Source organism: Pseudomonas sp. MTM4 (assembly GCF_019355055.1).
Taxonomy (GTDB): domain Bacteria; phylum Pseudomonadota; class Gammaproteobacteria; order Pseudomonadales; family Pseudomonadaceae; genus Stutzerimonas.
Window position 1 is genome coordinate 3430749 of sequence record NZ_CP048411.1, and the last position, 19843, is coordinate 3450591.

Below are 19843 nucleotides of genomic sequence, written 5' to 3' on the forward strand. Positions count from 1 at the left end.
CAGGTGCTTCAATGGCCTGCTAAACAGACAGCGAGGCTCAGATGCGGCAGAACACTCATAGCACCCTGATCGGCTATCTCCTGTGGATATTCGGTTTTCTCGGTTCCCACCGCTTCTATTACGGCAAGCCGGTCACCGGAACCATCTGGTTCTTCACGCTCGGCCTGTTCTTCATCGGCTGGATCATCGACCTGTTCCTGATTCCCTCGATGGACCGCGAGGCCGACATGCGCTTTCAGCCGGGACCGATCGATTACACGATTGCCTGGATCCTGCTGACCTTTCTCGGCGTATTCGGCGTGCACCGGACGTATCAGGGCAAATGGATCACAGGGATCATCTACCTGTGCACGGGCGGATTGTTCTTCCTCGGCGTGCTCTACGATTTCTGGACGCTGAATGATCAGGTCTCGGTGCGTAACGTAGAAAAGAATCGATAAGCGCACCGGAGGCTGGACAAAAAAGTCGAGCCTCCGATTTCAGGCTTCAGATCTGATAGCTGACCCTGCCGTCGACAAGGGCGTAGCGCACCGCGCCCGGCAGGCAGTGGCCGATGAAGGGGCAGTTGCGGCCTTTCGAATACCAGACCTCGCCCGCGAGGGTCGAGCTGTGCGGATCGAACAGCACTAGGTCCGCTGCCTCGCCGACAGCCAGGCGTCCAGCGGGTAGCCGCAGGGCGCTAGCCGGGCCGTGGCTCAGGCGGGCGAGCAGAGTCGGCAGGTCCAGCAGGCCGTCTTCCACCAATGTCAGCGCCAGTGGCAGAAGGATGTCCGCACTGCTGATGCCGGGCTCGGTTTCGCCGAATGGGGCCTGCTTGGCATCTATTTCATGGGGTTGGTGATGACTGGAAATGGCTGAGATCACGCCGGACCTGACCGCTTCGCGCAGGCCGTCACGATCGGCCGTGCTGCGCAATGGCGGCTGGACATGGTACAGGCTGGAAAAACCATGCAACGCTTCATCGGTCAGGATCAACTGATACATCGCCACATCGGCGGTGACCGGCAGGCCGCGCGCCTGGGCATCGGCAATCATCTGTGCGCCGCGAGCGGTGGTGAGCTGGCTGAAGTGGGCGCGTACGCCGGACTGCTCCACCAGCAACAGGTTGCGGGCCAGCGCAATGGTTTCCGCCGTTTCGGGGATGCCGGCCAGGCCGAGAAAGGCCGCGCTGGGGCCTTCATGCGCCAGTCCACCTTCGGCCAGGTCGCTGTCCTGGGAATGGATGATGACGGTGAGGTCGAAGGTCGCCGCATATTCCAGCGCGCGGCTGAGGTTGCGATTGCTGGTGAAGTTGGTCAGCCCGTTGCCGAAGGCCACGCAGCCTGCATCGCGCAGCGCGACCAGTTCCGATAGCTGTTCGCCGGCCAGGTTGCGGGTCAGGGCGCCAATCGGAAAGACCTTGGCGTGGCCGGACTCGCGCGCCCGATCGAGAATAAGCTCGGCCACGGCGGCGGTGTCCAATACCGGTTTGGTTGCGGGCGGACAGCACAGGCTGGTGATGCCGCCGGCGGTGGCCGCGAGTGTCTCGTTGGCAATGCTCCCCTTACGGCTGTAACCCGGCTCCCGTAGGGCGACGGACAGGTCGACGAGGCCGGGGGCGGCTACCAGCCCTTGGGCGTCGATCGTATGTGCGGCTTCGAAGCCTGCCGGCGCCTGGCCGATGGCAGCGATCTTGCCGTCTGTACAGTAGATATCGGTGATTTCATCGCGACCGCTGGCAGGGTCGATCAGCCGAGCACCGAGGATCTGGGTTGGCATCAGTTCTGCTCCTCGGCGGCATATTCGTTTTCGAGCTGGCGTTGCGCGGTTTGGCCGCTCATCGCCATGGACAGTACCGCCATGCGGATAGCGATGCCGTAGGTCACCTGATTGAGAATCACCGACTGGGCACCGTCGGCTACCGCCGATTCGATTTCCACGCCGCGATTGATCGGCCCCGGATGCATGACGATGGCGTCCGGTTTGGCCAGCGCCATGCGTTGCGTGGTCAACCCGTAGAGCCGGTAGAACTCGCCCTCGCTGGGCAGCAGGCCGCCCTGCATGCGCTCGCGTTGCAGGCGCAGCATGATCACCACATCGACGTCGCGCAGCCCTTCGTTCATGTCGTGGTGGACGCTGACCCCGTATTGCTCCAGCCCCACCGGCAGCAGGGTTTTCGGGCCGATGACGCGGATGTCTGGGCAGCCCAAGGTCTTCAATGCCAGCATGTTCGAGCGAGCGACGCGCGAATGCAGGATGTCCCCGACGATCGCTACGGAGAGTTTTTCGAAGTCGCCCTTGTGTCGACGGACGGTGAGCATGTCGAGCATGCCCTGGGTCGGGTGCGCGTGGCGCCCGTCGCCGCCATTGATGACCGCAACATCGGGGCAGACGTGCTCGGCAATGAAGTGCGCCGCGCCTGAGTCCGCATGGCGCACGACGAACATGTCGGCCGCCATGGCTTCAAGATTACGCAGGGTGTCGGTGAGGGTTTCGCCCTTGCTGGTCGACGAGGTCGAGACGTTCAGCGTGATCACGTCCGCGGACAGGCGTTTAGCCGCCAATTCGAAGGTGGTGCGCGTGCGCGTGGAGTTTTCGAAAAACACATTGCAGACGGTCTTGCCGCGCAGCAGCGGAACCTTCTTGACCGCTCTGGCGCCGACTTCGAGAAAGGAGTCGGCCGTGTCGAGTATTTCAGTCAGCAGTTCGCGCGGTAGGCCGTCCAGCGACAGAAAATGGCGCAGTTGACCGTTATCGTTCAGCTGTAGCGGGCGCTTGGCGTCGAGAGGCGTCATCGAAGATCTCATTGGGCGGAAACGAGGGTCTGTAGCTCAAGAGCGAGCGGCGACGGACCGAGCAGCTTGATCCGTTGATCGGGCGCCAAGGATAGCGTCGCGCCAACCACATCTGGCCGGATAGGCAATTCACGGGCGTCGAGATCCAGCAGGCACACCAGACTGACGCTGGCGGGCCGGCCATAGTCGAACAGCTCGTTGAGCGCGGCGCGAATGGTGCGGCCGCTCATCAGCACGTCATCGATCAGCACCAAGTGCTGGCCTTCGATCTCGAATGGCAGCGCCGATGGGCGAACCTGCGGATGCAGACCGTTCTGGGTGAAATCGTCGCGATAAAAAGAGACGTCCAGAACGCCGAGCGCTTCCTGCTGGCCGCGCAGGTCCAGAAGCGCCTGAGCAACCCATACGCCGCCAGTGTGGATGCCGATGAAATGGGGCTCGGTTATGCCGTGCCTGGTGAGGTGTCGATCCAGCGCTGCGGCCATTTCGGGCAGTAGCTGATCGGGGTTCGGCAATGTCATGGGTTCTCCTTGATGGCGGCTCAGGCGGTTTGCTGCGCGGCCAGCCAGCCTTCGAGCAAAAGCGCCGCGGCCAGGGCGTCGACAGGACGCTCGCGATAACCGCCTTGCTGTCCGTTGCGCAGGCGTTCGCCTTTGGCTTCGTAAGTCGTCAGGCGCTCGTCGTGGGTATGCACTGGCAGATTGAAGCGGCCATTGAGGCGCCGGGCGAACTTTACCGCACGATCGCTCATTTCGCTGGGGCTGCCATCCATGTTCAGCGGCAGGCCCACCACCAGCGCGTCCGGCTGCCACTCGCGCAGCAACGCCTCGATCTGCGACCAGTTGGGCACGCCATTCTGCGCCTTGAGCACGCAGAGTTCGCGCGCCTGGCCGGTAACGGCCTGGCCGACCGCGACGCCGATCTGTTTAGTACCGTAATCGAAACCCAGCAACAGACGCAGGGTGCTCATGCGTGGCCCACCTGTGTGCTAAGCAGGCCGAGGTCGACACCCAGCGATGCGGCGGCTGCATTCAGGCGCTGATCGTAAGGCAGGTCGAAGAGAATGTGTGGTTGTGCCGGACAGCTCAGCCAGGCATTGTCGATCAGCTCAGCCTCCAGCTGGCCTGGCTCCCAACCTGCGTAGCCGAGGGCGATGAAATGCTGTTTGGGGCCGTAACCGTCGGCTATGGAGAAGAGCACGTCCTGGGAGGTGGTGACCCCTAGCTGACCGAGGCCGAGCGTAGCTTGAAACTGAGCATCGGCCGGATGCAGCACGAAGCCTCTATCAGTTTGTACCGGCCCGCCTGAGAAGACCGTTACCTGTTGGCTCGCAGGGTCGGCGGGCTCATCCGGGCGCAACTGTTCCAGTATGTCGAGCAGGTTCAAACCGCTTGGGCGATTGATGATGAGGCCCATCGCGCCGTCCCGATTGTGCTCCACCAGATAGATCAATGCCTGGGCAAAATTAGGGTCCGCCATGTGCGGCATGGCAATCAGGAAATGATGCTTGAGATAGGACGTCTTGGCGTTTTTCATGCGGGCTAGTTTCGGGCTTCGACGCGGCGGCTTCAAGCTTCAAAAAGCAGCGATAAGCTTCAAGCGGCGAGCTTCAGGTAAAGCGGAAGCCTGGCAGCCGTTCGGGGCCAGTCGCTACTCCTGGCCGCTTGCGGCTTATTGGCTCGACAGGCGGTCGCCGCGCTCGAAACGCCAGGTTCTGATAATTTCCACCTGATCGAATTTCTGCGCGAGCTCTCCCGAGAAGGGCGCGAACGGTGCTGCGAGCCTGACGATGCGCATGGCGGCCTCGTCGAGCACCGCCTGCCCCGACGACTCAAGCACCCGAAGCTCCTGCACGGTACCGTTGCGGTCAACCACCACCAGCATGCGCAAACTACCGTAGATCCTTTGACGACGCGCTTCGTCGGGGTAGTTGAGATTGCCGATGCGCTCGACTTTTTTGCGCCATTCATCGCGATACCAGGCGCTGATGTCACGCATGGTGGCCGCGCTGTTCTGGCGGCTGACGCGCGGCCGTTTGGCATATTGCTCGACCTGCTGGGCGAGCTCTGCCTCAAGGCTGGCGATTTCAGCGCTCAGTTGCGAACTGTCAAAGACCGGTGCCGGCTGTGCCTGCGGTTGCGGCTCGTTCTTCTGCGGCTTGGTCGGGGTCTTGTCCGGCTGCGGCGCGCGCGTTGATACGGCGGTCTTTACCGGTGCCTCGCTCCGGTTGCTTGGTGGCGGCGAGGCGGCCGGCGTGACCTTGCGCACCTGGTTGTCCTGGAACGGCGCCTGCTCGGTCGTTTTCGGAGATGCCTTGTGTTCCAGGGTGCCGCTGCCCTGTTGGTTATCTTGTGCCAGGAAATCGGCGTCCTTGGGTTTTTCTTCGCTTTTGAAGGTGGAGAGAGTGATTTCCAGCGACTTGCTGATCTGCTTCGGTTCGCTCAGGGAGAAGCCAAGGCCAAGGATCAAGACTGCGTGCAGTACGGCTGCGAGAAATATCGTGAAGCCGAGACGATCCGCCGGACGAACGCCGGTGTTGGCAGGGAGGGGTTGGCGTGTAGCGGCGTTCATCGAATGTCGGTCGGCTAGAGGTGCGCGCAGTCTGCCGACTTTGAGCTTGAGGCCGCAAGCTTCAAACTCAAAGCTGATAGCTCGGTCATAGAAAAGCGGTTAGAAGCTTGAAGCTGGAAGGAAAGAGCTGGCAGCCCCTGCATTTCCAGTTTCCAACTTTTAGCGCTTCAGCTTTCCGGCGATCGCATCCATCAGGCGTTCCGCTATGCGCGTGTCGAACGCATTGTCGATCTCGCGAATGCAGGTCGGGCTGGTGATGTTGATTTCAGTGAGGAAGTCACCGATCACGTCCAGCCCGACGAACAGCAGCCCGCGCTTGCGCAGCTCTGGCCCGACGATGGCTGCGATCTCCCTGTCGCGGTCGGATAGCGGTTGTGCGACGCCGCGCCCGCCAGCGGCGAGATTGCCGCGGGTTTCGCCGGCTGCCGGAATGCGAGCCAGACAGTAGGGCACCGGCTCGCCATCGATCATCAGAATTCGCTTGTCGCCGTCCTTGATGGCCGGGATGTAGCGCTGCGCCATGATCTGGCGGTTGCCGTGTTCAGTCAGCACTTCGAGGATCACTGAAAGGTTGGGGTCGCCTTCGCGGTGACGGAAAATCGAGGCGCCGCCCATTTCATCCAGTGGTTTGAGAATGATGTCACGCTGCTCGCGGGCAAACTCCCGCAGAATGTCGGACCGTCGACTGACAAGCGTTGGCGGCGTGCATTGCGGGAATTGGGTAGCGAAGAACTTCTCGTTGCAATCACGTAGGCTCTGCGGTCGGTTCACTACCAGCGTGCCGGCTTGTTCAGCGAGTTCCAGCAGGTAGGTCGCGTATACGTACTCGCTGTTGAAAGGCGGGTCCTTGCGCATCAGGATGACGTCGAGTTCAGCGAGAGGGATGTCAAGCTCGTCGCCGGTTTCGTACCAGTGCTGGGGATCGTTGAAGACCTTGAGCGGGCGCATGCGGGCGCGCGCTTCGCCGCCTAGCTGGTACAAGTCGCGCTGCTCCATATAGTAGATCGTCCAGCTGCGAGCCTGGGCTGCCAGCAGCATGGCCAGGGAGCTGTCCTTCTTGAATGCGATCTGCGCGATTGGGTCCATGATGATCCCGACGCGAACAGTCATGTGATGATCTCCAACGAGGGGGCAGAACAGGGCTGCCGAGGCTGAAATGTCGACGCAGATTGGCGGTGGATGTGCGTTGGGTCAAGGAAAATCCCGCTGCTACGGTGGCGGATGGCTTGCATTTGAGGAGTGTGCTAAAAAGGTCCGGCGATTGGGTGCAGCCCATCGATGGCAGGGCCTCTAGCGCACTGACATAACGATAAACTACGACTCACCGAGGCGATGGTAGGGCGAAATGGAACAGCACTCCGAGGGCTTGAAGGTCATGGTGATCGACGATTCGAAAACGATTCGTCGCACCGCCGAAACGCTGCTGAAGAAAGTAGGTTGTGATGTGATCACGGCGGTGGATGGCTTCGATGCGCTCGCCAAGATAGCGGATAGCCGCCCACGCATCATTTTCGTCGATATCATGATGCCTCGGCTTGATGGTTATCAGACTTGCGCGCTGATCAAGAACAACAGTTCGTTCAAGTCCACGCCGGTAATCATGCTGTCTTCCAAGGATGGCCTGTTCGACAAGGCCAAAGGGCGGATTGTGGGGTCGGACCAATACCTCACCAAGCCTTTCAGCAAAGAAGAGTTGCTCGGTGCTATCAAGGCTCACGTGCCTGATTTCGCACCGATAGAGCAAGTATCCTGAAGTTCGGCCCTGTGTGCCGCTGAAGCCTTTCCGTGGAGAAATCATGGCTCGCGTTCTGATTGTTGATGACTCGCCGACCGAGATGTACAAGTTGACGGCCATGCTGGAGAAGCATGGTCATGTCGTTCTGAAGGCCGAAAACGGCGCCGATGGCGTAGCGCTCGCTCGTCAGGAAAAACCCGATGCGGTTCTGATGGACATCGTCATGCCTGGCCTGAATGGCTTTCAGGCTACTCGCCAACTGACCAAAGATGCTGAAACCAGTCACATTCCGGTGATCATTGTGACGACCAAGGATCAGGAAACCGATAAGGTCTGGGGCAAGCGTCAAGGCGCCAAGGATTATCTGACCAAACCGGTAGATGAAGCGACACTGCTGAAGACCCTGAACGCGGTACTCGCCGGTTAGTCGGCGGTTTGCAATTCGAACAAGGGATGTTGCCAGTAATGTCGGATACGCCTACGCCGTTTCAGCGACTCCTAGAGATTGATGCTCGTTGTCGCGCAATGGCCGCCGGACTGCCTTCGCAGCAGGAAGCCATTCAGACCTGGGCTGGTATCGGTTTTCGGATGGGGGGGCGACTGTTCGTTGCTCCGATGGGAGAGGTCGGCGAAATACTCCATGAGCCACGCTATACCTTGCTGCCCGGTGTGAAAACCTGGGTCAAGGGTGTGGCGAACGTGCGCGGCAGGCTATTGCCGATCATGGATCTGTGCGGTTATTTCGGCCTGGAATTGTCGGCGCTGCGCAAACAGCGGCGCGTGCTGGTGGTCGATCACCGGGAAGTGTTTGCGGGACTGACGGTCGATGAAGTGTTCGGCATGCAATATTTCCCGGTAGATGCCTTCTCCGAGCAATTGCCCCCGGTCGAGGCGTCGATTCAGCCCTTCATTCATGGTGTCTTTCAGCGTGAGCAGCCCTGGCTGGTCTTCAGTCCGCACGCGCTTGCCGCGCACCAGACATTTCTGGACGTGGCGTATTGATTTAGGTGGGGTCGGCTGATGCCGGCCTTTTGGTTCTTGGAAGGAAACGTACGGGTGGTCCAGGCGGGGGCCGGAAAAAATGAAAAAAATGAACGCAAAAGCATTGCTGGCAGGGGTGCGTAGCAATACGTTGATCGCCGGGCTGTTTATCCTTCTGATCGTATCGATGGTGCTGTTGTTCGTGAACTTCGCGTACATCAATACCCAGGCCGACTATGACAACGAATACATAGGACACGCAGGTGAGCTGCGAGTTCTGTCTCAGCGCATCGCGAAGAACGCGGTGGAAGCGGCCGCCGGTACGCCGGAAGCGTTCGCCTCGCTGAAAGACGCACGAAACGACTTCAGCCAGCGCTGGGGTTATCTGTCCGAAGGTGACGACCGTATCGGCCTACCCGCCGTTCCGCAGTCGCTCCAGGCAGAAGTGGCCACGGTACAGCAGGACTGGGATACGTTGCGGCAGAACACCGACGCGATCCTCGCCAGCGAACAAACCGTGCTGTCGCTGCATCAGGTCGCCGCGACCCTCGCCGAAACCATCCCGCAGCTGCAGGTTGAGTACGAAGAGGTCGTCGACATTCTTCTCGAGAGTGGTGCGCCGGCGGCTCAGGTTTCGGTTGCTCAGCGCCAGTCGCTGCTTGCGGAACGTATTCTGGGCTCGGTGAACAAGGTGCTGTCCGGCGACCAGGACTCGGTTCAGGCCGCCGACATGTTCGGTCGTGATGCCAGCCTGTTCGGTCGTGTACTCACGGCGATGCTCGAAGGCAATGAAGCCATGGGCATCACCCGCGTCAACGATGTCGAAGCGCTGGATCGCCTGGCCGCGATTTCCGAGCTGTTTCAGTTCGTTTCCGGCTCGGTGGACGAGATCCTCGAAACCTCACCTGAACTGTTCCAGGTACGCGAATCGTCGAACAGCATTTTCGAGGTTTCGCAGACGCTGCTTGAAAAGACTTCCGTGCTGACTCAGGGCCTACAAGAGCGTGCTGACGCCCGTTACGTCAATACGCTCGCCGGTTATGTTCTCGGTGCGCTGGCCCTTGCGTCGATTCTGCTGATCGGTCTGGTCATGGTGCAGGAAACGCGCCGTCGTCTGACTGAGACAGCGGAAAAGAACGAGCGTAACCAGACCGCGATTCTGCGTCTGCTCGACGAAATCGGCGACTTGGCTGACGGTGACCTTACGGTGGCCGCTACGGTTACCGAAGACTTTACCGGCGCCATCGCCGACTCGATCAACTACTCCATTGACCAGCTGCGTGATCTGGTCGAGACAATCAACCAGACAGCCGTTCAGGTGTCGGGTGCGGCGCAGGAGACCCAGGCGACCGCGATGCACCTGGCCGAGGCGTCCGAGCATCAGGCCCAGGAAATCGCCGGGGCCTCGGCGGCCATCAACGAAATGGCCGTCTCGATTGACCAGGTCTCGGCTAACGCCGCCGAGTCGTCCGCGGTAGCGGAGCGCTCGGTAGCTATTGCCAACAAGGGTAACGAGGTCGTTCACAACACCATCACCGGCATGGATAACATCCGTGAGCAGATTCAGGACACCTCCAAGCGGATCAAACGTCTCGGTGAGTCCTCCCAGGAGATCGGTGACATCGTAAGTCTGATCAACGACATTGCCGACCAGACCAACATCCTCGCACTTAACGCCGCCATCCAGGCGTCCATGGCCGGCGACGCGGGTCGAGGCTTCGCGGTGGTTGCGGACGAAGTACAGCGTCTTGCTGAGCGTTCATCCGCTGCAACCAAGCAGATCGAGGCGCTGGTCAAGACCATTCAGACCGACACCAACGAAGCCGTTATCTCCATGGAGCAGACGACCTCCGAAGTGGTACGAGGCGCTCGCCTGGCACAGGACGCCGGTGTCGCGCTGGAGGAGATCGAGAAGGTATCCAGGAGCCTCGCGGCACTCATCCAGAATATTTCCAATGCCGCTCGCCAGCAGGCGTCTTCGGCCGGTCATATTTCCAACACCATGAACGTCATCCAGGAAATCACCTCGCAAACCTCGTCGGGCACCACCGCGACCGCGAAGAGCATTGGTAATCTCGCAAAGATGGCCAACGAAATGCGGCATTCGGTTTCCGGCTTTACCTTGCCGGAAACACAGGAACAGGCCTGATTGAGAACACGGCAGCCGGATGACGGCTGTCGTGAACGTTCATGAGTGAGGGGCAGGGCATGCAGCCAAGCGTTGACTGGTCACTGAGACCCTTGGCCGATATGTCGTCAGCGGAGTTCCATGATTGGCAGGCGTTGCTCGAAGAACGCTCCGGCATGGTGGTCACGGAGCAACGACGAGCATTCCTGCAAGCGAACCTGAGCAGCCGTATGCGCGAAGTCGGTGTGGCTGATTACGCCAGCTACTATCGTCAGGTTACCGATGGCCCACGGGGTGCGGTGGAGTGGTCGTCCCTGATGGACCGCCTGACGGTGCAGGAAACCCGCTTCTTTCGCCACCCGCCTTCGTTTGCGCTGCTTTCGCGCTACATGCAGCAACGCTGTGACGTGCGCAACGATGCGCAGCCCTGGTCGTTATGGAGCGTAGGTTGTGCAAGCGGTGAGGAAACTTACTCGTTGGCGATCTGTGCTGCCGAGGCGCTGACACGCAGCGGCGACGAGGCGCAATACGGCGTGATCGGCACCGATATCAGCCTCAGCGCCTTGGCACGGTCGCGGGATGGCTTCTACAGTCATCGTCGACTCGAGCACCTGGCCTCAGACCTGCGCGAACGGTATTTCCAGTTGCTACCGGATGATCGTTTTCAAGTGTTACCCGGCTTGGCGGCACGTGTGTGCTTCGCCAGGCTTAACGTGCTGGAGCTGGCCGGCGCGCCCATGTCCAATATGGACGTCATCTTTTGTCAGAACCTGTTGATTTACTTCCGTCGCTGGCGCCGCCGCGAAATCCTCAATCGTCTGGCCGAGCGCCTGGCGCCGGGAGGGTTGCTGGTCATCGGTGCGGGAGAGGTAGTCGGCTGGCAGCACCCGGAGCTGGTGCCGGTGGCTGATAGTCAGGTTTTGGCTTTTACCCGGAAATGTTTATGAGCGGAGTCGCTATGGGTGATCGGCACGATTATGTCGCCCTGGAGTGGGTGAAGGGCGAAATTGCCGAAACGCTGAAGCAGGCGCGGCAGGCCTTGGAAGCGTTCGTCGAAAACCCACAGGACTCGACACGGATGCGCTTCTGCCTGACCTATGTGCATCAGGTGCACGGCACCTTGCAAATGGTCGAGTTCTACGGTGCTGCGCTGCTTGCCGAAGAAATGGAGCAGCTTGCCAGTGCCTTGCTGGATGAGCGCGTCGCCAGCCAGACCGAAGCGCTAGAAGTGCTGATGCAGGCCATTCTGCAGATGCCGGTGTACCTCGACCGTATTCAGAGCGCCCGTCGTGACCTGCCGATGGTCGTGCTTCCGTTGCTCAACGACCTGCGTGCCGCGCGCGGCGAGAAGCTGTTGTCGGAGACCAGCCTGTTCTCGCCCAATATGACTGTCCGAGCACCGGCGCTTGCGGATGAGTTTCTGGCCCAGCGGCAAACCGCCGATCTACCAGGACTGCTTCGTAAGCTGCGGCAGATGCTGCAAGTCGCATTGGTCGGGGTTATCCGTAACCAGGACCTGCCTACCAATCTGGGATATATGGCGCGGGTGTTCGCGCGCCTGGAAATGCTCTGCAAGGATGCCCCGCTGGGCGCGTTGTGGCGGGTCGCATCGGGTGTGGTCGAGGGGATGGCCAGTGGCGCGGTCGTCAACGGCACCACGGTCCGAAACCTGCTGCGCCAAGTCGACAAGGAACTCAAGCGGCTTGTCGCGCAAGGCGCCGATGGTATCAACCAGGCTGCACCTGACGAGCTGACCAAAAATCTACTTTTCTATATAGCCAAGGCGCCAACCCAGTCCCCGCGCATCCAGGCCTTGAAAGCCGAGTACAGCCTGGACGATGCGCTGCCCGACAGCACTGTAGTCGATGAAGAGCGCGCACAGCTGTCAGGCCCGGATCGCGGCGCCATGCGTTCGGTTGTAGCGGCGCTATGCGAAGAATTGGTGCGGGTAAAAGACAGCCTGGATCTGTTCGTGCGCAGCGATCGCATGGGCGTGACCGAGCTTGGCGCGCTACAGCCGCCGCTCAAGCAGATTGCCGACACGCTTGCGGTGTTGGGGTTCGGTCAGCCACGCCGGATCATTCTCGATCAGATCGGGGTGATCGAAAGCCTGATGCAAGGGCAGCAGCAGCCTGACGATGCGGCGCTGATGGATGTCGCGGGGGCGCTGCTGTACGTCGAGGCGACGCTGTCTGGCATGGTCGGTGGCACGCCCGAAGAACGGCGGGAGGAAAGTCATCTTCCGACAACGGATGTCGCGCAGATCCACCAACTGGTCATCCGCGAAGCGCGCACGGGGCTCGAGCAGGCCAAGGATGCGATCATCGAATTCATCGCGTCCCAGTGGAATCACCAGCACCTGGCTCGCGTGCCGGAACTACTGACCCAGTCACGAGGTGGGCTTGCGATGGTCCCGCTTGCACGGGCCGCTGCTTTGCTGGATGCCTGCAATCGCTATATTCAGGAGCAATTGCTCGAGCCACAGGCGATCCCCGACTGGCAGAGTCTGGATACGCTCGCCGATGCCATCACCAGCGTTGAATATTACCTAGAGCGCCTTAGCGAGGATCGCGGTTCGCAAGGCGATCTCATTCTCGACGTGGCCGAAGAGAGCCTGCAGACGCTGGGCTATCCGCTGCGAGAGCAGTCAATGCCGAATACCCGCGACGAATTCAGTCGTGAAGCGGACCTCGATTTGTCCGATCCGCTGGATGAAATCGAAATACTGTTGCCCGAACCTGCGGTGGATGTGCTGGCAGATGAACCGTCGGGTCAGGGCGATGCCCTGATACAGGCATCGATTGATGGGCAACTGTCAGACGTTACCTGGCCGGCCGTCGATTGGAGTGGCGAAGAACGAGCAGCTTCTGCCGAGGATCTAGCCGAGCCCGAAGTCGCCGACCTGCCGGGCGAGACCGCCGAGCTTGCGTCCTCCCCGGAAAACATTCCTGATAGCAACGATCTCTTGGTTGACGAGCAGACTGCCGGCGACTCGCTCGGCTATGGGGTGGAGTGGAGCGAAGCCGAAATGGCAGAGCTCGACATTCCAGAGGTGATCCTGCCTGAGCTGATGGAGCAGCCGACGGTTGTCGAACCGGCGTTGAGCATGGAAGACGTCATGGCTGCGCCGGTCGTCTCGATCAATCCTCCGGCACAGAACGTTCCGCCAAGCTTGCTGCCACCGCCTGAGGATGAGGAGCCGGTCGACGAAGACCTGCTCGAAGTCTTCATCGAGGAAGCAGCCGAAGTGCTCGAAACCATCGACGAGCACCTGCCACGCTGGTGCGTCGATACCACCGACAAGGGCGCGCTCGGTGAAGTGCGGCGAGCCTTCCATACCCTCAAGGGCAGCGGACGCATGGTGCGTGCACTGATCATCGGCGAGCTCGCCTGGTCTGTGGAAAATCTGCTCAATCGCGTTCTCGACCGAAGCATCGACGCCAGTGAGCCCGTGAAGAAACTTGTGGCCGATGTGGTCGCGCTGATGCCGGCCCTGGTCGAAGAATTTGCAGCGAAGGCACAGCGTCAGCGCGACGATGTCGATCGGTTAGCGGCCGACGCCCACGCGCTCGCTAAGGGTCAGCCGATCGACCCTGGTCCGCAGGGTGGCGTAGCGCTCGATGAGTCACCGGCTCCGGAATCTGCAGCTAAAGAAATGCTCGATCCGCAGTTGCTGGAGATCTTTCGTAACGAGGCGGAAGCCCATCTCGGTACGCTGGTCGACTTCCTCGCCGACTGTGCGCAACGCCTGCCTCAGCCGGTCACCGACGCCTTGCAGCGAGCGTTGCATACCCTCAAGGGTAGCGCACACATGGCCGGAATCTTGCCAGTGGCGGAGATTGCCACTCCACTGGAAAAAATGGTCAAGGAATTCAAGGCCAACCTGATTCCAATGGATCTGGCCGAGGCGGAATTGCTGCACGCTGCGGAGCAGCTGTTGCGTCATGGGCTCGAGAACCTTGAGCGCGACCCGCTGGCGCCCATCGATGGGGCCAGTGAGTTCATCACCCGAGTCCATGCGCAGCATCAGGCTCGGCTGGACGCTGCCAGCGAGCGTGGTGACAACGATCAGGGCGAGCCGCGGGATCCGGGCATGATCTCGCTCTTTCTCTCGGAAGGCATGAACATTCTGCTGGATGCCGAAGACCTGTTGCAGCGCTGGCGCGAGCATCCTGCCGAGCGCCAGGAGTTAACTGCGCTGCTCGAAGAGCTGACGACGCTCGGCCGTGGTGCGCAAATGGCCGACTTGCCGCAGATCGATGCGCTATGTCAGGTGCTGCTGAATCTGTATGCCGTAGTACAGGATGGTCGTCTCGCGATCAGCGGGCGCTTCTTCGATGACGTCGAGCAGGCTCACGAGGCGCTGGTTGGCATGATGGATCAGGTTGCCGCCGGTCTGCAGGTTACCGGTCAGCCTGAACTGGTCGCCCGTCTCGAAGAATTGCTCGCCGAGGCGATCGACCCGCACGCATACGAAATCCCTGCTGATGACATGCAAGTGGAAACCGCTGCCTCGCCTTCCGCTATCGAGAGTGCCGCCGAGCATATTGCCGAAGCCGAAGCCGAAGCCGAAGCCTGGCCTCTCGACACATCCTTGGTTGAGGACGACCTGAATGAGGAAATGGTCGACATCTTCCTCGATGAGGCGGTCGACCTGCTCGAAAGTGCCGGTGGTGCGCTGGAGCGCTGGCTGGGTACCCCCACTAACCAATTGGCACTATCTGCTCTATTGCGAGATCTGCACACCCTCAAGGGGGGCGCGCGGATGGCTGAGATCCGTCCGATCGGCGATTTGGCCCATGAGCTTGAAACCCTCTATGAAGGGCTTTCGGATGGTCGCTACGTGTATGCGGACGATCTTGCCGCGCTGCTGCAGCGCAGTCACGATCATCTGGCGGTGCAGTTGGAACAACTGCAAGCACGCAGGCCGATGGACGCCGCTGCGGAGCTAATCGAGCATGTTCGAGCCTATCGGCAAGGCGTTACGCCGACGTTCGAAAGTGGTGCTTTCACGTGCGAAGAACCGGTAGTCACGGGTGTGGATCAGTTGCCGGAACTCCCCGCGGATGGCTTCCTGCTTTCGGCCAGTGAGCCGGCGGATCGGACCGATGCGACGGCCGGCATGGATATCGGCCAGGTTGAAACCGAAGCTCCATCGGACGAAGCCTTCGCTTTCGAACCCGAAATTTCGGACGAGGACGCGTTGCAACTCGCGGCCAATGAGCTGGACCCCGAGCAGTTCGAGACTGCCGAGGAACAGGTGCCGACAGAGATGGCGGAGCCCGTCAAGACAGCAGCAGAGAGTTGGGAAGAGCGTGACCCTGAGCTGGCGGAGATCTTCCTGGAGGAAGGCTTCGACATCATCGAACGCGCCGGAGCATCGCTACAGCGCTGGATGGAGGACGTCGACAATACGTACGAAGTCGAAGCGCTACAACGGGATCTGCACACCCTCAAAGGTGGCGCGCGAATGGCGGACATCCGTGAGATCGGTGATCTTGCGCATGAGCTGGAGTATCTATACGAGGGGCTGTGCGCCGGTAGTTACCGGGCAAGTCCGTCCCTGTTCACTTTGCTGCAGAGTTGCCACGACCGGTTGGCGGCGATGCTCGATGCGGTGCGCGCCTATCGCGAACTGCCGAGCGGGTTGGACCTGATCGAAACGATCCGGCGCTTCCGGGCGAACCCGGAAGAGCAATTGAGCATGCCCAGCAGTGTCGCCTTGACCTCGGCTCAGGACGCCGCCGAAGCCGAGATTCTGGACATTTTTGTCGAAGAGGCTGATGAGCTGCTGGAAGAGATGGAGTCCGCGCTGGGACGCTGGGAAGCCACGCGTGATGGCGTAGCGCCCTTGGCCGACATGATGCGCGTTCTGCACACGCTGAAGGGTGGCGCGCGGCTAGCGGCTCAAGGTCGCCTGGGTGATATGGCGCACGACCTGGAGCACAGGCTAGGTGAGGCGCAGCTGCAGGGCGAGTCCTGGACGGACAGCTTGTTTCTTGATGTACAGGCCGGCTACGACGGGTTGCTCAAGGAAGTCGAATCGATGCGTTCGCGGTTGTCGAGCGAGCCTGACGTCGTTTTCACTGAGCAAATGCCGGAAGGTGTTGAAGAAGATCAGCCGCAGTCTTCGGTTATCGTGCTCGAAACACCGATCGTCGCCGCCAGCGTGCAGGCGCCGACAACCAATGCACCAGCCAAGGTACTACCGTTCGTCCGCAAGGCCGAACAGGCGGCGCTGGATGCCGCATCACGTCGCGCGCCGCAGGAACTAGTCAAAGTACCGGCCGAGCTTCTCGAAGGGCTAGTCAACCTGGCCGGCGAAACATCCATTTTCCGCGGTCGGGTCGAGCAGCAAGTCAGTGACGTCGGTTTCACGCTGAGCGAAATGGAAGCCACCATCGAGCGGGTTCGCGACCAGCTGCGGCGGTTGGATACCGAAACCCAGGCGCAAATTCTCAGCCGTTATCAGGCCGAGGCAGAGCGCGCGGGCTACGACGATTTCGATCCGCTTGAAATGGACCGCCACTCGCAGCTCCAGCAGCTCTCCCGCGCCTTGTTCGAGTCGGCTTCCGACTTGCTGGATCTAAAGGAAACCCTGGCCGCGCGTAATCGCGATGCTGAAACCTTGCTGCTGCAGCAGGCACGGGTAAATACGGAACTCCAGGAAGGACTCATGCGCACTCGCATGGTGCCCTTCGACCGACTGGTGCCGCGCTTGCGTCGAATCGTTCGGCAGGTCGCCGGTGAACTGGGCAAGCAGGTTGAATTCCACGTCGGCAACGCAACGGGGGAGATGGACCGCAGCGTTCTCGAGCGGATCGTTGCGCCGCTTGAGCACATGCTGCGTAACGCCGTAGATCACGGTATCGAAACCGCGGTTAAGCGCGCGGCCGCAGGCAAGCCCGAACAGGGCAACATCCGTCTGGATCTGACGCGCGAAGGCGGCGACATCGTTCTCTCGCTGAGCGACGATGGCGCGGGTATCAATCTGGAAGCCGTGCGACGCAAGGCGTTGGAGCGGGGCCTGATGGTGCCCGGTAATGATCTGTCGGACCATGAGATCCTGCAGTTCATCCTCGAGGCAGGGTTCTCCACTGCCGAACAGGTAACGCAGATATCCGGCCGCGGTGTCGGCATGGACGTGGTGCACTCGGAAGTCAAACAGCTCGGCGGCTCCATGAGCATCGAGTCGACGCTTGGCAGTGGCACGCGCTTTCTGATCCGCCTGCCATTCACCGTATCGGTCAACCGGGCGCTGATGGTGTATTCCGGCGAAGACCTTTATGCAATCCCGCTGAACACGATCGAGGGTATCGTGCGTGTGTCGCCATACGAGCTGGAGGCCTACTACCAGCCGGGCGCGTCGCGCTTCGAGTACGCAGGTCAGACATACGAGCTGCGTTATCTCGGCGAGCTGCTGAATAACGGACAGCGACCCAAGCTGGTTGGTCAGAGCCTGCCTCTCCCGGTGATTCTGGTGCGCTCGAACGAGCACAGCGTGGCGGTACAGGTCGATAGCCTCGCCGGCTCCCGCGAGATCGTGGTGAAGAGTCTTGGCCCGCAATTCGCCACGGTTCCGGGCATCTCCGGTGCGACCATTCTGGGTGATGGTCGCGTGGTGGTGATTCTCGACTTGCTCGCGACCATCCGTGTGTTGCATGCGCATCTGCTCACGCAGCAACAACCGCTTCGGTTGCTGAGCAATGACGAGCCGGTCGAGACCGAAGTCGATCGACCGACGCTGGTCATGGTCGTCGACGACTCGGTTACCGTGCGCAAGGTCACCAGCCGCTTGCTCGAGCGCAACGGCATGAACGTCATGACTGCCAAGGATGGTGTCGATGCGATCACGCAGCTGCAGGAACGCAAGCCGGACATCATGCTGCTGGACATCGAAATGCCGCGGATGGACGGTTTCGAAGTGGCGACCCTGGTGCGTCACGATGAGCAGCTGAAGGATCTGCCGATCATCATGATTACCTCGCGAACCGGTGAAAAGCACAGGGATCGAGCAATGGGCATCGGTGTAAACGAGTATCTGGGCAAGCCGTATCAGGAATCCCTGCTACTCGAGGCCATCCAGCAACTGGTCACGCGTCATGAGTGACGTTACCGCGGCACGCATCGGCGTGATCGCCGATACTTCGTTGCAGCGCCATGTGCTGCAGCAAGCCTTGAGTGCCAACGGATACCAAGTGGTGCTGAACAGCGATCCAGCACGGCTGGAAGATGCGGACCTGACAGCGGTGGAAGCCGATTTGTGGCTGGTTGATCTGGCGCAGACGGAAGATTCGCCGCTGGTCAACGCCCTGCTCGAGCGGGACAGTTGTCCAGTACTGTTCGGCGAAGGCCATGCGCCAGAGCGTCATTCCGAGCACTATCCGCGTTGGGAGCGGCGCTTGTTCGGCAAGCTGAAGCGACTTGTCGGTGATCCGTCGAGGGTCGTCGGCCCTCGTCTTGAAGGGCTGCGTGGGGATGCGGAGCGTCCCGCTTGCCTGGAATTACCCGCGGCCTTGGCAAATGCCAATCCGGTAGCGGGCCAACCGGCCCAAGAGGTCTGGTTGCTGGCGGCTTCGTTAGGTGGACCTGAGGCGGTAAAGGCCTTTCTCGATGCGCTACCGGCAGGCTTGCCCGTTGGTTTCGTCTACGCCCAGCACATCGAGGCCAGTTTCGAGTCGGCACTGTCGCAAGTAGTCGGACGGCACAGCCAATGGAGCGTCAACCAGAGCCGGCAGCGCGACTCGATTCGCTGCGGCGAAGTCGTGGTAGCGCCCATCGGTCAGGAAATGGGTTTCGACAGGGATGGCGCCATGCTGCTCAGTGGCCGTAGCTGGCCCGAGCCCTACAGCCCTTCCATCGATCAGATGATGCTCAATCTGGCGCAGCAGTTCGGCAGCCGTTGCGGCGTGATCGCCTTTAGCGGCATGGGCAGCGATGGCAACGCCGCGGCGGCTTATGTACTACGTCAGGGTGGCCGTGTCTGGACCCAGCGTGCCGATTCCTGCGTTTGCTCCAGCATGCCGGACAGCCTTCGCGAAGGCGGCTACAGCTCGTTCAGCGGCGACCCACGCGAACTGGCCCAAGCGCTGGTCAATCATTTTTTGCAGCAGGCTCGCCCGCCCGTTGCGGCTTTGCAAATGGATAACTTATGAGTCAATCCGCTATCGCTCAGGATACGCCCGCCAGCATCACCGGTCTTTTGGTGCCACTGGCCGACCGGACGCTACTGTTACCTAACGTCGCCGTTGCCGAGCTGATCCCTTATCGCGCGCCGCAGCCAGCCCAGGACGCCCCGGCCTGGTTTCTCGGACAGGTGTCGTGGCGAGATTTGACTCTGCCGCTACTATCGTTCGAGGCGGCGTCCGATGGCCAACCGGAAACGGGATCGCGGGCTCGGGTGGCGGTACTCAACGCCGTGGGCGGACGTGATCATGTGAGATTCATTGCGTTGCTGGTGCAGGGCATCCCTCGCTCGGTCAAGGTTGACCCGAGCCTGGCGCGTTCGGACATCGTGCCGGCTCCGCTGGAGCTGGACGTGGTGAACCTCGGCGACGTACAGGCGAGAATTCCGGACCTGGTCGCGCTGGAGCAGAAGCTGGCTGATGCGGGGTTGGTCTGACGCTATAAAAGCAGCGGTGAGCTTCAAGCCGT

16 protein-coding genes are annotated in these 19843 nt (G+C 60.8%); 9 read left to right on the forward strand and 7 right to left on the reverse strand.

The window, feature by feature from the left end; genetic code table 11:
• Nucleotides 1–41: 41 nt before the first annotated feature.
• The gene (locus GYM54_RS15840) at nucleotides 42–440 is read left to right on the forward strand and encodes a TM2 domain-containing protein (RefSeq protein ID WP_197444892.1); all 399 of its coding nucleotides are present in this window, start codon (nucleotides 42–44) and stop codon (nucleotides 438–440) included.
• Between the two features lie 46 nt (nucleotides 441–486).
• Here the strand turns inward: GYM54_RS15840 and GYM54_RS15845 are convergent, their stop codons facing one another.
• The 7 genes from GYM54_RS15845 to gshB all read right to left on the reverse strand — a co-directional run bounded on the left by GYM54_RS15845 (nucleotide 487) and on the right by gshB (nucleotide 6455).
• Nucleotides 487–1758 carry a dihydroorotase gene (locus tag GYM54_RS15845; RefSeq protein WP_181099534.1) on the reverse strand — a complete coding sequence of 424 codons (1272 nt, stop codon included), beginning with the start codon at nucleotides 1756–1758 and terminating at the stop codon, nucleotides 487–489.
• Nucleotides 1758–2774, reverse strand: a complete 1017-nt coding sequence (locus GYM54_RS15850) for an aspartate carbamoyltransferase catalytic subunit (protein ID WP_181099536.1) — start codon at nucleotides 2772–2774, stop codon at nucleotides 1758–1760. Before GYM54_RS15850 ends, GYM54_RS15845 begins: the two co-directional genes overlap by 1 nt.
• A gap of 8 nt (nucleotides 2775–2782) precedes the next feature.
• A complete protein-coding gene (gene pyrR / locus GYM54_RS15855) occupies nucleotides 2783–3295 on the reverse strand; it encodes a bifunctional pyr operon transcriptional regulator/uracil phosphoribosyltransferase PyrR (RefSeq protein WP_181099538.1) in 513 nt (170 codons plus the stop codon).
• Between the two features lie 20 nt (nucleotides 3296–3315).
• Nucleotides 3316–3744 carry a Holliday junction resolvase RuvX gene (gene ruvX / locus GYM54_RS15860; protein WP_197444893.1) on the reverse strand — a complete coding sequence of 143 codons (429 nt, stop codon included), beginning with the start codon at nucleotides 3742–3744 and terminating at the stop codon, nucleotides 3316–3318.
• Complete coding sequence (locus GYM54_RS15865) at nucleotides 3741–4310, reverse strand: YqgE/AlgH family protein (protein WP_131649525.1); 570 nt, start codon at nucleotides 4308–4310, stop codon at nucleotides 3741–3743. Before GYM54_RS15865 ends, ruvX begins: the two co-directional genes overlap by 4 nt.
• 135 nt (nucleotides 4311–4445) lie before the next feature.
• Complete coding sequence (locus tag GYM54_RS15870) at nucleotides 4446–5345, reverse strand: energy transducer TonB (RefSeq protein ID WP_181099540.1); 900 nt, start codon at nucleotides 5343–5345, stop codon at nucleotides 4446–4448.
• Between the two features lie 159 nt (nucleotides 5346–5504).
• A complete protein-coding gene (gshB, locus tag GYM54_RS15875) occupies nucleotides 5505–6455 on the reverse strand; it encodes a glutathione synthase (protein WP_181099542.1) in 951 nt (316 codons plus the stop codon).
• 235 nt (nucleotides 6456–6690) lie between these two features.
• On the opposite strand from gshB, the gene pilG reads away from it, so the two are divergent.
• The 8 genes from pilG (at nucleotide 6691) to GYM54_RS15915 (ending at nucleotide 19811) form a co-directional block, all read left to right on the forward strand.
• On the forward strand, nucleotides 6691–7098 hold the full coding sequence (gene pilG / locus GYM54_RS15880) for a twitching motility response regulator PilG (RefSeq protein WP_131649528.1): 408 nt from the start codon (nucleotides 6691–6693) through the stop codon (nucleotides 7096–7098).
• Between the two features lie 43 nt (nucleotides 7099–7141).
• Nucleotides 7142–7507 carry a twitching motility response regulator PilH gene (pilH, locus tag GYM54_RS15885; protein WP_021206021.1) on the forward strand — a complete coding sequence of 122 codons (366 nt, stop codon included), beginning with the start codon at nucleotides 7142–7144 and terminating at the stop codon, nucleotides 7505–7507.
• Between the two features lie 38 nt (nucleotides 7508–7545).
• A complete protein-coding gene (locus tag GYM54_RS15890) occupies nucleotides 7546–8082 on the forward strand; it encodes a chemotaxis protein CheW (RefSeq protein ID WP_131649529.1) in 537 nt (178 codons plus the stop codon).
• A gap of 79 nt (nucleotides 8083–8161) precedes the next feature.
• The gene (locus GYM54_RS15895) at nucleotides 8162–10210 is read left to right on the forward strand and encodes a methyl-accepting chemotaxis protein (RefSeq protein ID WP_131649530.1); all 2049 of its coding nucleotides are present in this window, start codon (nucleotides 8162–8164) and stop codon (nucleotides 10208–10210) included.
• Between the two features lie 59 nt (nucleotides 10211–10269).
• Nucleotides 10270–11136 carry a CheR family methyltransferase gene (locus tag GYM54_RS15900; RefSeq protein WP_131649531.1) on the forward strand — a complete coding sequence of 289 codons (867 nt, stop codon included), beginning with the start codon at nucleotides 10270–10272 and terminating at the stop codon, nucleotides 11134–11136.
• 11 nt (nucleotides 11137–11147) lie between these two features.
• Entirely contained in the window at nucleotides 11148–18299 is a 7152-nt protein-coding gene (locus tag GYM54_RS15905) for an Hpt domain-containing protein (RefSeq protein WP_197444971.1), read from the forward strand.
• Nucleotides 18292–19344 carry a chemotaxis protein CheB gene (locus GYM54_RS15910; protein WP_181099544.1) on the forward strand — a complete coding sequence of 351 codons (1053 nt, stop codon included), beginning with the start codon at nucleotides 18292–18294 and terminating at the stop codon, nucleotides 19342–19344. The genes GYM54_RS15905 and GYM54_RS15910 overlap by 8 nt, the downstream gene beginning before the upstream one ends.
• On the forward strand, nucleotides 19341–19811 hold the full coding sequence (locus tag GYM54_RS15915) for a chemotaxis protein CheW (protein ID WP_131649533.1): 471 nt from the start codon (nucleotides 19341–19343) through the stop codon (nucleotides 19809–19811). Before GYM54_RS15910 ends, GYM54_RS15915 begins: the two co-directional genes overlap by 4 nt.
• The last annotated feature ends 32 nt before the right edge of the window (nucleotides 19812–19843 follow it).

Bases quoted from the DNA above. Each gene is read 5' to 3' on its own strand.
- GYM54_RS15840 (WP_197444892.1), top strand. From the start codon at position 42: ATGCGGCAGAACACTCATAGCACCCTGATCGGCTATCTCCTGTGGATA.
- GYM54_RS15895 (WP_131649530.1), top strand. From the start codon at position 8,162: ATGAAAAAAATGAACGCAAAAGCATTGCTGGCAGGGGTGCGTAGCAAT.
- gshB (WP_181099542.1), bottom strand. From the start codon at position 6,455: ATGACTGTTCGCGTCGGGATCATCATGGACCCAATCGCGCAGATCGCA.
- GYM54_RS15900 (WP_131649531.1), top strand. From the start codon at position 10,270: ATGCAGCCAAGCGTTGACTGGTCACTGAGACCCTTGGCCGATATGTCG.
- GYM54_RS15905 (WP_197444971.1), top strand. From the start codon at position 11,148: ATGGGTGATCGGCACGATTATGTCGCCCTGGAGTGGGTGAAGGGCGAA.
- GYM54_RS15890 (WP_131649529.1), top strand. From the start codon at position 7,546: ATGTCGGATACGCCTACGCCGTTTCAGCGACTCCTAGAGATTGATGCT.
- pyrR (WP_181099538.1), bottom strand. From the start codon at position 3,295: ATGACATTGCCGAACCCCGATCAGCTACTGCCCGAAATGGCCGCAGCG.
- GYM54_RS15865 (WP_131649525.1), bottom strand. From the start codon at position 4,310: ATGAAAAACGCCAAGACGTCCTATCTCAAGCATCATTTCCTGATTGCC.
- GYM54_RS15915 (WP_131649533.1), top strand. From the start codon at position 19,341: ATGAGTCAATCCGCTATCGCTCAGGATACGCCCGCCAGCATCACCGGT.
- GYM54_RS15870 (WP_181099540.1), bottom strand. From the start codon at position 5,345: ATGAACGCCGCTACACGCCAACCCCTCCCTGCCAACACCGGCGTTCGT.
- pilH (WP_021206021.1), top strand. From the start codon at position 7,142: ATGGCTCGCGTTCTGATTGTTGATGACTCGCCGACCGAGATGTACAAG.
- pilG (WP_131649528.1), top strand. From the start codon at position 6,691: ATGGAACAGCACTCCGAGGGCTTGAAGGTCATGGTGATCGACGATTCG.
- GYM54_RS15850 (WP_181099536.1), bottom strand. From the start codon at position 2,774: ATGACGCCTCTCGACGCCAAGCGCCCGCTACAGCTGAACGATAACGGT.
- GYM54_RS15845 (WP_181099534.1), bottom strand. From the start codon at position 1,758: ATGCCAACCCAGATCCTCGGTGCTCGGCTGATCGACCCTGCCAGCGGT.
- ruvX (WP_197444893.1), bottom strand. From the start codon at position 3,744: ATGAGCACCCTGCGTCTGTTGCTGGGTTTCGATTACGGTACTAAACAG.
- GYM54_RS15910 (WP_181099544.1), top strand. From the start codon at position 18,292: ATGAGTGACGTTACCGCGGCACGCATCGGCGTGATCGCCGATACTTCG.